Genomic DNA, 10,973 nt, shown 5'->3' with positions numbered 1-10,973 from the left:
GGACAGCTGGTACTGCACGATCTGATCCATACGCGCAGCCTGATCGGTCACCAGAGTCTGATACTCAGCAAAACTGAGGCGCTCCTGGCGCGCACCACGGATAACCGCCAGCGGGGTTTTAAGGCTGTGCGCCAGATCCCCCAGGGTGTTGCGGTATCGTTCCCGTTGCAGACGTTCGTTGGTTATCAACAGATTGAGATTATCGGTCACCGCCTGCACCTCGGAGGGGTACTCGCCGGTCAATATATCGCTCTGCCCTTGTTCAATCCGTTTCAGATCGTCTGCCAGCCGGGTCAGAGGTTTCAGTCCCCAGCGGATCAGCGCAGTCTCCACCAGCAGGAAGAGAAAAATAGCCGCACCCAGCCAACCCCATAGCTGAGCATTAAATGCTTTCTGTTCAGTTTTTACCTGGTTATCCGATTCCAGCACAGTAAACACATAGTTATGCTCCCGTCCGGCGATCTCCCACAACAGCGCAAACTGGTAGACAAAAACACCGTGATCAGGCAAGCGGTAGAATCTTGAGTCGCCGGTATTGAGCCCCTCTACTTGCAGCTGATCAACCAATGCATCGGTCAGCAGCTTGGCCGATTCTGAATACCACACCAGCATATCTTTACTGTCATGAAGGAAACCATACAGGCCGGACTCAACCTGAGCATAACGGGGTTCCTGCAGGGTGTCAGGAATCATAATACGGTCACCCTTAAGCTCCGCCGCACCAAGAATCAGATACACCTGCAGTTTCAGGCGTTCCTCTTCTGCCGCTTCCAGACTATGGTGGAACGCCTGCTGCAGCGCAAAGCCGGTGAGACCAAAGAACACCGGCAACAAGAGTAACGAGGCGAGCAACAGGCGCGCGCGAAGAGCACGGGGCATCATGCGTTGTTTACAGCACCTGCTGGCAGCTCAAAGCGGTAACCCAGCCCCCGCACCGTAGCGATAGGCTGCAGCGACTGATCCGGGTCCAGCTTCTGTCGCAGACGCCGGATAAACACCTCCAGAACATTACTGTCGCGGTCAAAATCCTGATGGTAGAGGTGTTCAGTAAGTTCACTTTTAGAGATCACCTTGCCAGCATTCAACATCAGATATTCCAGGGTGCGATATTCATAACTGGTCAGTTTAACGGAGCTCTCGTTCAGATAGACATTGCGGCCACTGCTATCCAGCTTCAGCGGCCCAAACTCAAGCATCGGCTTGGCATGGCCCGCCGCCCGGCGCAGCAGAGCATTCAGTCGGGCCATCAGCTCTTCAATATGAAATGGCTTTACCAGATAGTCATCGGCACCCGCTTCCAGGCCCTCAACTTTATCCTGCCAGTCCCCCCGGGCCGTGAGAATAATCACCGGGAAGTTGATATCATTTTTACGCCAGCCACGAATAACCTCGACACCGGACAGTTTCGGCAAACCGATATCAACCACCGCCAGATCGTAGGGAAACTCGTTGCCAAGATAGAGCCCCTCTTCACCATCTTCAGCTTCCTCGACGGTGTAGCCGCTATCATTCAGCGCCGTCACCAGTTGACGGCGCAGATCCATATCATCTTCAATTACCAGCAGTTTCATTCTGTCACTCCATTCCTGTGGATAGCGGACACCCCTTAAGGGGATAGCTCCTGCCCTGTCTCGGCATCAATCAGTACTGTCTTCACCCGGCCATTATTCACCAGCCGGATATGATGTACTAACCGCCCTCCACGACTCAGGGTTTCCGCCTTTACAACCTTACCACCATGATTCTGCTTAGCCATAGCCGCTGCCTGCTGCAGCGATACCCTGTTAGCCGCAATATCTATGGCATCAATTCTGAATTCCGGTGTGAGCCTACCCGCTCCTGCAACCGCCGTGGTAGCAGACATCACCACCACGAGCAGCACAGGAAGAACATAGGAAAAAGCTCTGTACATTATGATCACCAATTATTTACAACATCTCAGGATAGTGGCGTGACATGTACACGCACTTCGATCCTCTTACCCGGATCACGATCCATACGGGTCTGATAAGTCTGGCCATTATAACGGTAGGTCACTTTATAGCCGGTTACCCGTTCATAATACTCAACATCATGCTGTACATTACAGCGGGTTTCGGTGCGATACTCAACGTTGTTCCCACGATGAGCGCGGTTATGACTGAGATCGTTGCCGATAGAAGCCCCCAAAACCGCGCCAACCACGGCCCCTACCTTTTTGTTATCCTGGCCAGCCCCCAACTCATTACCGATCGCTCCACCGATAATACCGCCAAGTATAGGCCCTGTGTATGACTTTCGCTGATAGTCCCGAGTTTCATAACGCACATCTTCTTCCCAGCACTCACGACGGGGGATGCGACGCTCAGTCTGAACCACGATCGGTTCAACATGGGTTACCCGGGCATATTCCCGATGCGACTTATTCTCTTTAAAGCGGGAATCCGCCTGAGCCATACCGGAAACAAGTCCCAGTGCGATAAGGCTGCCTGCAATGATCTTTTTCATGACTACTCTCCCATCTCTGTTCTTTGGAGTATGTAGCCTATTGTCGTGCTACAGGACTGAACCAATCCTGAACTGTAAATTGCCTGCCACAACTTTACCTTTCTTTACACTGCGCTTTTGCGTTAACCCCGCCACACTTCCAGATAAACAAAAACCGGCCTAAAAGGCCGGTTCAAAACAGACAGTCGGTGCTTTTATCGCACCCGCAGAAGATTACTTAGTGGCACATTTTTTACAGGTACTAACACCCAGCACCCGGTATAACGGACACCAGCCAAACAAAGCGATGGCAATTACCGGTACACCGATCCAGCCCCAAACAGTTTGCGGACCGACAAACACCAGCGCAATCAGCACCAGACCAACCAGAACACGCACCGCTTTATCAACAGAGCCAATATTCTTTTCCATTTTCCCATCCTCAGAATTATTCAGCGTTGATATAAGTATGTGCCCGGAAATCCATAAAGTCTGTGACAAAGTCACACACAGATGAATTAGTTCTCTCTGGCGATCCGCTTCAGCGCTTCTTTATTGAGGAACAGCACCTGATTGCGACTCAGGGCAACCCACTCCTGCTGCTGAAACACTTTCAACTGTCGACTGATAACCTCGCGCGCGGTCCCCAGTTCATCGGCTATCTCCTGATGAGAGGTGAGCAAAATGAAGCCAGGACCAACATGCTCAATCAGATAACGTGCCAGCCGTTTTTCAATACGCTCGAAGGCGATCTCCTGCACCAGACCAATCAGCTTCGCCAGACGCTCTCCATAAGAGTCAAATATAAATCGCCGCAACCCTTCTGACTCAGCAATCGCCCGCTGAAACTCTGCCAGCGGAATGAGAAAGGCCGTAACCTCTGTTTCAGTCACCCCTTCTGCCGGATAATCTTCGGCCCCCAGCAGGCAGGAAGTGGTCAGCACACAGGAACCCTGGTTCTCAATGCGGTACAACACCAGCTCCCGGCCATTGGCGTTACGACCCAGCACTTTCACCACACCGGCAACCACAATAATGTAATGGCTGCAGGCATCTCCCTGATGAAACACTACCTGACCGGCAGGTAACTCAACCCGGTGCGCACGGCTGAGTATTTCAAGCCCTGCGTCATCAAGCTGCTGCAGCAGCGCAAACTGCTCAATTAGCGAGCTGATATCACTCATGGCCCGCCGACTTTTCTGCCGCCTCGCGCCGGGCGCGCACTGCCAGCATGATGTAACGAATGTTGTAACTAAAGCCAACCAGCAACGCGATCGGCATCGTCACCAGAAAGACGCTACCCAGCGCCGGGGATGACAGTAACTGCCCCAGCCAGAGACAAAGAATACTGACGATAGCCACCGGCACGCCGGTGCGCATCATCATCTTCAGCCAGCGATCAGAACGTATCTGTTTTTTATCCAGAACCATTACCACCTCCACAAATCTTTATCCGTTAGAATACGATTTTATAAGGCGAAACAATAGTCTGCCTTCGTCGGCCTGGAGATGTGTGAATAACCATAGGCCAAACAGATATGTTTATTCGCAGGATTGTTAGGTATTCCCGCTGAGAGTTTTGCTATAATCCGCGGTCTTATATAAAAACCCACTACAGCCGCAGAGGATCTGTGCATGCCACAATATCGCTCCAAGACCTCCACCGCAGGTCGAAATATGGCCGGTGCCCGCGCACTTTGGCGCGCCACGGGGATGAAGGATGACGATTTTCAAAAGCCGATCATCGCTATCGCCAACTCCTTCACCCAGTTCGTTCCCGGTCATGTCCACCTGAAAGATATGGGCCAGCTGGTCGCCCGTGAGATTGAAAAAGCCGGCGGTGTAGCCAAAGAGTTCAATACCATTGCGATTGATGACGGTATCGCCATGGGTCACGACGGCATGCTTTATTCCCTGCCATCGCGGGATATTATCGCGGATTCCGTTGAGTACATGGTGAATGCCCACTGTGCCGACGCGCTGGTGTGTATCTCCAACTGTGACAAGATCACCCCGGGGATGCTGATGGCGGCTATGCGCCTCAACATTCCGGTAATCTTTGTTTCCGGCGGGCCGATGGAAGCGGGAAAAACCAAACTGTCTGAGCATAAACTGGATCTGGTTGATGCGATGGTGATGGCGGTTGATCCGGGCGCCTCTGACGAGATGGTTGATGCTGTCGAGCGCTCCGCCTGTCCTACCTGCGGCTCCTGCTCCGGTATGTTCACCGCGAACTCAATGAACTGTCTGGCGGAAGCGCTGGGACTGGCCCTGCCCGGTAACGGCACAGTGCTGGCGACTCATGCTGACCGTAAAGAGCTGTTTCTGCAGGCTGGCCGCAGCATCGTTGAGATGGCTAAGCGTTATTACGAACAGGATGATGAATCGCTGCTGCCACGTTCCATGGGCTTTAAAGCCTTCGAGAACGCGATGACCCTGGATATCGCCATGGGCGGTTCAACCAATACTATCCTGCATCTGCTGGCCATCGCTCAGGAAGCCGAAATCGACTTCACCATGACCGATATTGACCGGTTGTCACGGACGGTACCTCAGTTGTGCAAAGTGGCCCCTAACACCCCCAAATACCATATCGAAGACGTGCATCGTGCCGGCGGCATCATGGCGATTCTGGGAGAACTGGACCGGGCAGGCAGACTGCACACCGACACCCCGACCGTGCATGCGCCGACGATGAAAGACGCACTCGATAAATGGGATATCATGCGCAACCCGTCGCCAGAGGTGATGGAGTTTTATAAGGCGGGTCCTGCGGGCATTCCGACTCAGGTGGCCTTCAGTCAGGCAACCCGCTGGCCGACCCTGGATGGTGACCGTGCCAACGGTTGTATCCGTTCACTGGAACACGCCTTCTCGCAGGAAGGCGGACTGGCCGTGCTGCGCGGTAATATTGCACTGGATGGTTGTGTGGTCAAAACCGCCGGTGTGGATGACTCCATTCTGGTATTTGAAGGCCCGGCTCACATCACTGAATCTCAGGATGAAGCAGTTGCCAATATCCTTGATGACAAGGTTAAAGCGGGCGATGTGGTTATCGTCCGTTACGAAGGCCCTAAAGGTGGCCCGGGTATGCAGGAGATGCTCTACCCAACTTCTTACATCAAATCCAAAGGTTTGGGTAAAGAGTGTGCACTGCTGACCGACGGTCGTTTCTCCGGTGGTACATCAGGCCTGTCTATCGGACACGTTTCTCCGGAAGCAGCCGCAGGTGGCGCCATCGGTCTGGTTCGCAACGGCGACCGCATCCGTATCGATATTCCCAACCGCACCATCGATGTACTGCTGTCCGATGAAGAGCTGGATCAGCGCCGTGCAGAGCAGGATGCCATTGGCTGGAAACCGGTTGAGCAGCGTCCCCGCAAAGTATCCGCAGCGCTGAAAGCCTACGCACTGCTGGCAACCTCTGCAGACAAAGGTGCCGTTCGGGATCTGTCCAAGCTGGAAGATTAATCCTCCGGGCAGTTCAGCAGCATAAAAAAGCAGCCTCATTCATGGGTTGCTTTTTTTATGCCTGCAGATTACTTTAGCGGCTAAACCCCTGCCAGATAAACCGCAGCGGCGCTGCTGTCACCAACAGTCGATAGTACAACGCTTCTCAAAGAAGTTGACGATTATTCCTGCAATGATGCCAGCACCTGATCAGCCCAGTTCAGACTGTGGCGATAAGCTACTTCATAGTATGGTCGCTCTAACAGGTTACGCATCTCAGTCCATTCAGCACGCTCATAGTGCTGCACCTCTGTAAGGATTTCACCCATCTGATTCACCCGGGTTAGAATGGCGTCTTTGATCGAATCATCCAGAGGGATCTGATCCAGCAGTACCTGCATCTCAGTATCCATCATCGCATCAAGCTGAGACAGCAGTCCTACCATAAAGAAGTTGATGGGTTGTGAATAACTAAGCATCTCGGCCAGCAGTTCACACATCCGTCCGCGAATCAGCATCACCCGGGTCAGCTCAACCGGCTTACCCGACTGTCCGCTAAGTAAAAACAGCGTAGCCCACTTCTTCAGCTGATCCATACCAATCAGCGAGACCGCATGGGATATTGATTCAATCTGTTTTGGCGTACTGAATGCGGCAGAGTTAACCAGTCGCAATATCTTATAGGTCATCGCCGGATCATTGATCACAATCTGTTCGACCGACTGAGCGGTCGCGGCAGAGTTATTCAGTTCCGCCAGCAGCTCCATAATCAACACTTTAGCACTGCCGAAGCTCTTGCCTTTAATGGACACAGGGCGACAGAGAAAATATCCCTGGAACAGGTTAAAACCAAATCCTATCGCGCGCCTGAAATCATCCTGACTTTCAACTTTATCCGCTAACAGGTGTACCCGATATGGCTTACAGAAAGTGACCAGCTTTTTCAATTCCGCATCGTCATGACGCTGGATATCGATCTTTACGACGTGCATCAGGTCCAGCAGTGGGGTTTGCGCTTTATCCCCCGTATAGTGGGTCAAAGCAAAACGGTAACCCTCCTCTTTGCGCTGCCGCAGCACCGACAACAGCTCTTTGGAGATACCATCCTCCCGTAGCAGTTCAAAAATAACACTTTCACGGGGCAGATTAGGCAGCATGTCGGAAAGCAGCATACTTTGCGTCAGTTTGACAAAAAGCGGTAAGTGTTTAGTTTTCCCATCACAGGATGCAACCGCATAATTATTCAGAATCACAGATGCCGTTGCCTGCTCATCGGAAAACTCCGTCGGTAAGCAGCCATTATCTGAACGATAGAGCAAACTATAGGCCTGTACATCCTGGCTCTTATTAAATACCGGTTGTCTGGCCAACAGAACTGATCCATCTGTCAGCACATCTTCACTTATCGCAATACTCACAATTTATCCCCTGATCGCATATTCACCCAGTATAACTCAACCTGCTTCAGCGTAAGAGATCACTGAGAAAAAAACCATAATCTGTTTATATCATCTGTCTTATTAATAAACAGATTTTAAGCCCCCAGTTTAGGCAGTTAGATATTGACCCTACAGTTAATGGGCAATACCCTGAAGTCCGCTCAAACAGTGGATGTCGGGCATATTCAAAAAACCAAACGTGCAAACATCAGCCCACGCCAGGGATCGCCGATGATGCTCTTATTGAATTAAATACGCCATGATCGTACAACGCATCTCTATTTTCTGCCTGCTCCTGCTTAGCTTAATTCTGCCGCAGTCGATCTATGCGGCTGAGCGCCTCGAAGTAGAGATCCGTTCAACTGTACTGAATATCAGGGAGACCAGATCAACCCACAGCCCGGTGGTCGGCGTATTAAACGCCGGGGATCGGCTCACCGTCACCACCACCGATCAACGAGACTGGGTCCACCTGGACGATGGCCGCGGGTTTATCTCTATTCACTATGTAAACGTGCTTTCAAGAACCCCGGTGCTACTAGCACCACCGGAAGAACAATCAGAGACTGAAACTCAGGCTCACCGCCCGGAACCTGCGCTGATCCCGGTTAACATGGAGACTGCCAATACAACCGATGGTATTGCTTATCAGCCCTCTGCGACGGCAACTGACATAGAATCGACACCCCAGAGTCTCTCCGCACAAAGCAACACTGCCGATGATCAGGCGATACCCGGGCATGTTGATAACGGCGTTGATATTGAATCGGTCAGTAAAACCTGCCGTAAGAACCTGCACACTGCCGCGTATGAATTCTGCCAGCTACTATTCAAACTCAGACTGCCTGAAGACCTGGACGCCTACCTGAACCTGAATCAGCAATCTAGCATCACCTGCTCAGCCACCGCGCTGGTAACAAACAAAGATAATATTCAAACGTTATACGAGTTAAGCAATACCCGTCAGATTAGCCAGTCTTTATCCAACACCTCCGTTATTGTCGAGTGGTCTCCGGCCTCAGAATCGGCCGAAGCAGCCCATGTAGCCTTGAAAGCGGGCCGGTGTCTGATTAGCTTACCTACCCGTTAGGCCTCAATATCCACACACTCAGATAACACCCCGAATCAAACAATATTTACCTCTCAGGGTACCAATTCCGGAGCGATACCTTTATAGTCATTCAAACACTTGTTTGACTATATGGAGGTTATGCGTTGATGGAACAACGAAGACTGTGCAGTGAATGCTTTTTGCTGGTGCAAAACAAACTCACCCAAGCTCATGAAAATTTGCGCGAGCGCAATCATATTTACAATGATACGGTATATGAATGCAGCACTTGCCATCACCTGCTGCGCTTAACCAATGTCCCCCACGAGTGGAGCATTCTGAGCTACCCTGAGGATGCCAGCGACCCAGCGTCTAAGTCAGCCTGATCTCCTGACCGATACTGCAGCCTTTCACTGCGGAATATCCATAGATAAAAAAGAAGCGACACGCCTTCTTATAGTTTTCTCTTACTTCAGTTAACCTGTCTGCCAATAAATAGCCTGAACAATGGACAACTCAGTATGACAGCACCTCATAAAATTCTTTTTGTGTGCCGACACAACGCGATTCGCTCGCAAATTGCTGAAGCACTAGCCAATAAAATGGGGCGCGGCAGAGTCATTGCCAAAAGTGCCGGCACCGAGCCTCAGCCTATTCCTGAACAGATCGCAGAGTGGGTAACCCAGCTGAATGGCAATGAGATAAAACCAAGCAGCAAAAGTCTGGACTCAATGGCCGTTGAGCAGTTCGATACCATTATCACCCTGTGTGACAAAAGCCACGATGCCTTGCCAGAAATAGCTACAGACCAGCAACATATCCGCTGGGACTTTAAACATACAGAAGAACCTGAAGCGTTGCGCCATATGGAGATCGAAATCTCTGAGCGGCTGCGGCTGATGCTGCAAGTCAAGGGGCTGCTCTGATTATACGACTCGGCGAGCATCCATAGCCGGACATTTCTTTGCCTGGGGGGGTCTGTTAAACTTACCTCCCCAAACAGAACACCGGCCGATTGCCGGACATACAACCTGTCAGTCCGGAACAAAAGAATGCCTGCTGCACCATCCAACTCAACCACGCTATTCACCGCACATCCATTCCGCTGGTTTCTGGCCCTTATTATCGCCCTGTTCTGCTACCGTGAATGGATCGTTCTCAGCACGCCAATCACCCTCTTCTATGATGAAGCTTATTATCTTGGCTGGGCACAAACACCTGATTGGGGCTATTACTCCAAACCCCCGATGGTGGGCTGGCTGATCGCACTGACCACCGCCATTTTTGGCAATGCCGAATGGGCGGTCAAGCTGGCGTCTCCGCTGTTATACAGTGCCGCGGCAATTATGATTTATCTCACCGCCGCGCGCTTTTCAAACCATAAAGACACGGCGACCAAAGCAGCCCTGTTCAGTGGCGCAATATTTCTGCTGATGCCTCTGATAGGGTTTAACAGCCTGTTTATTACCACCGATGCACCACTGATTTTCTTCTGGAGTCTCTGTTTCTACGCCTTTCTGCGAGCCAAAGAGAGTAACAACGGCGCCTGGTGGTTGCTGGCGGGGATAGCTGGCGGACTAGGGCTGCTGTCGAAATATACCTTTATTATTCTACCGACCACTTTTTTACTTTATGCCGTTTTTAGCGCTGTGGGACGTCAGTTACTGCTCAACCCGCGCTTCTGGCTCACCTGCCTGCTGGCACTCAGCTTTCTGCTTCCTAACCTCTACTGGAACTATCAGCACGACTTTATCAGTTTCCAGCATACGGCTGAAATATCCCACCAGAGCAGCAGCTCACTGAGTGTTAGCCGATTGCTGGAGTTCTGGAGTGGTCAGCTGTTTGTGTTTGGCCCGGTCTTTCTGATCTATATGATTATCAGGGGACTGCGACGCCAGCCTCGCACTGACATTGAAAAACTCCTCTGGAGCCTGTTCTGGCCCACCTTCGCAGTACTGTCAATTCAGGCCTTTATGGCGCGCGCTAACGTTAACTGGGCTGGTCCGGCCTACGTCGGAGCAGCCCTGTTGACGGGTTACTACCTGAGTCAGGTCAAAGGTTATCGTTTACTGCTGGCCGGCCTGGTGCTCAATCTACTGCTTTCGGTCGGGTTCTATCACTACGGTTCACTGACAAATGCCCTGGGGATCGAGCGTAAATGGGGGACTGACCCCTATAAACGCATCCTCGGCTGGCCTGAATTTGTACACCAGTTTCAGCCCTGGTTTGATCAGTACCCTGACTACAAACTCTCCAGCGACTCCCGGAAGCTGCTGGCTTATTTTGGTTACTACATCACACCGCAGGACTTTACAGGGGTCGCGCTCAGTGATGACAGCTATATTGAAGATCACTACGAGCTTCAATACCCCCTTTCCCGCAGCAAAGAGACCCGGTTTCTATTTGTCAGTGAGCATGATGTAGAAGCCAAACTGAAACGCTACTTCACGGATGTAACGCTGTTGACCGAACAGACCCTGCCTCTCTATAGCAATTTTTCCCGCTCAGCCCGACTGTACAAGGTCAGTGGCTTTAAAGGGATCAAACAAGCAACGGATCAGTAACAG

At 51.6% G+C, this 10,973-nt stretch carries 12 protein-coding genes; 4 read left to right on the top strand and 8 right to left on the bottom strand.

Features of this window, described 5'->3' with window-relative positions; translation table 11 throughout:
* The 7 genes from ACQY8X_RS06210 to ACQY8X_RS06180 form a co-directional block, all read right to left on the bottom strand.
* A partial coding sequence (locus ACQY8X_RS06210; protein WP_428034280.1) for an ATP-binding protein occupies positions 1-882 on the bottom strand: 882 nt, incomplete at its 3' end.
* A complete protein-coding gene (locus ACQY8X_RS06205; RefSeq protein WP_428034279.1) occupies positions 879-1,571 on the bottom strand; it encodes a response regulator transcription factor in 693 nt (230 codons plus the stop codon). The genes ACQY8X_RS06210 and ACQY8X_RS06205, both read right to left, overlap by 4 nt.
* Before the next feature lie 35 nt (positions 1,572-1,606).
* Positions 1,607-1,912, bottom strand: coding sequence for a PepSY domain-containing protein (locus ACQY8X_RS06200; RefSeq protein ID WP_428034278.1), 306 nt, complete (start codon positions 1,910-1,912; stop codon positions 1,607-1,609).
* Between the two features lie 26 nt (positions 1,913-1,938).
* A complete protein-coding gene (locus ACQY8X_RS06195) occupies positions 1,939-2,487 on the bottom strand; it encodes a glycine zipper 2TM domain-containing protein (RefSeq protein ID WP_428034277.1) in 549 nt (182 codons plus the stop codon).
* 213 nt (positions 2,488-2,700) lie between these two features.
* Complete coding sequence (locus ACQY8X_RS06190) at positions 2,701-2,898, bottom strand: YgaP family membrane protein (RefSeq protein WP_428034276.1); 198 nt, start codon at positions 2,896-2,898, stop codon at positions 2,701-2,703.
* 86 nt (positions 2,899-2,984) lie between these two features.
* Positions 2,985-3,650, bottom strand: coding sequence for a Crp/Fnr family transcriptional regulator (locus ACQY8X_RS06185; RefSeq protein ID WP_428034275.1), 666 nt, complete (start codon positions 3,648-3,650; stop codon positions 2,985-2,987).
* The gene (locus tag ACQY8X_RS06180; RefSeq protein WP_428034274.1) at positions 3,643-3,897 is read right to left on the bottom strand and encodes a hypothetical protein; all 255 of its coding nucleotides are present in this window, start codon (positions 3,895-3,897) and stop codon (positions 3,643-3,645) included. The genes ACQY8X_RS06185 and ACQY8X_RS06180 overlap by 8 nt, the downstream gene beginning before the upstream one ends.
* A 204-nt stretch (positions 3,898-4,101) precedes the next feature.
* On the opposite strand from ACQY8X_RS06180, the gene ilvD reads away from it, so the two are divergent.
* Entirely contained in the window at positions 4,102-5,937 is a 1,836-nt protein-coding gene (gene ilvD / locus ACQY8X_RS06175; RefSeq protein ID WP_428034273.1) for a dihydroxy-acid dehydratase, read from the top strand.
* Positions 5,938-6,098: 161 nt separating this feature from the next.
* Here the strand turns inward: ilvD and ACQY8X_RS06170 are convergent, their stop codons facing one another.
* The gene (locus ACQY8X_RS06170) at positions 6,099-7,334 is read right to left on the bottom strand and encodes an EAL and HDOD domain-containing protein (protein ID WP_428034272.1); all 1,236 of its coding nucleotides are present in this window, start codon (positions 7,332-7,334) and stop codon (positions 6,099-6,101) included.
* A gap of 280 nt (positions 7,335-7,614) precedes the next feature.
* Between ACQY8X_RS06170 and ACQY8X_RS06165 the strand changes: the two genes are divergently transcribed.
* The 3 genes from ACQY8X_RS06165 (at position 7,615) to ACQY8X_RS06155 (ending at position 10,970) form a co-directional block, all read left to right on the top strand.
* On the top strand, positions 7,615-8,445 hold the full coding sequence (locus tag ACQY8X_RS06165; RefSeq protein WP_428034271.1) for an SH3 domain-containing protein: 831 nt from the start codon (positions 7,615-7,617) through the stop codon (positions 8,443-8,445).
* 482 nt (positions 8,446-8,927) lie between these two features.
* A complete protein-coding gene (locus ACQY8X_RS06160) occupies positions 8,928-9,332 on the top strand; it encodes a hypothetical protein (protein ID WP_428034270.1) in 405 nt (134 codons plus the stop codon).
* A 126-nt stretch (positions 9,333-9,458) separates the two neighbouring features.
* A complete protein-coding gene (locus ACQY8X_RS06155; RefSeq protein WP_428034269.1) occupies positions 9,459-10,970 on the top strand; it encodes a glycosyltransferase family 39 protein in 1,512 nt (503 codons plus the stop codon).
* Positions 10,971-10,973 lie beyond the last annotated feature (3 nt).

This window comes from Amphritea sp. (assembly GCF_050300915.1).
GTDB lineage: Bacteria > Pseudomonadota > Gammaproteobacteria > Pseudomonadales > Balneatricaceae > Amphritea.
This window is presented reverse-complemented; position numbering and strand designations above follow the sequence as displayed.

What these genes read in the sequence shown, in the direction of transcription:
- ACQY8X_RS06205 (WP_428034279.1), bottom strand. Translation starts at nt 1,571, where the DNA reads ATGAAACTGCTGGTAATTGAAGATGATATGGATCTGCGCCGTCAACTG.
- ACQY8X_RS06200 (WP_428034278.1), bottom strand. Translation starts at nt 1,912, where the DNA reads ATGTACAGAGCTTTTTCCTATGTTCTTCCTGTGCTGCTCGTGGTGGTG.
- ACQY8X_RS06195 (WP_428034277.1), bottom strand. Translation starts at nt 2,487, where the DNA reads ATGAAAAAGATCATTGCAGGCAGCCTTATCGCACTGGGACTTGTTTCC.
- ACQY8X_RS06190 (WP_428034276.1), bottom strand. Translation starts at nt 2,898, where the DNA reads ATGGAAAAGAATATTGGCTCTGTTGATAAAGCGGTGCGTGTTCTGGTT.
- ACQY8X_RS06185 (WP_428034275.1), bottom strand. Translation starts at nt 3,650, where the DNA reads ATGAGTGATATCAGCTCGCTAATTGAGCAGTTTGCGCTGCTGCAGCAG.
- ACQY8X_RS06180 (WP_428034274.1), bottom strand. Translation starts at nt 3,897, where the DNA reads ATGGTTCTGGATAAAAAACAGATACGTTCTGATCGCTGGCTGAAGATG.
- ilvD (WP_428034273.1), top strand. Translation starts at nt 4,102, where the DNA reads ATGCCACAATATCGCTCCAAGACCTCCACCGCAGGTCGAAATATGGCC.
- ACQY8X_RS06165 (WP_428034271.1), top strand. Translation starts at nt 7,615, where the DNA reads ATGATCGTACAACGCATCTCTATTTTCTGCCTGCTCCTGCTTAGCTTA.
- ACQY8X_RS06160 (WP_428034270.1), top strand. Translation starts at nt 8,928, where the DNA reads ATGACAGCACCTCATAAAATTCTTTTTGTGTGCCGACACAACGCGATT.
- ACQY8X_RS06155 (WP_428034269.1), top strand. Translation starts at nt 9,459, where the DNA reads ATGCCTGCTGCACCATCCAACTCAACCACGCTATTCACCGCACATCCA.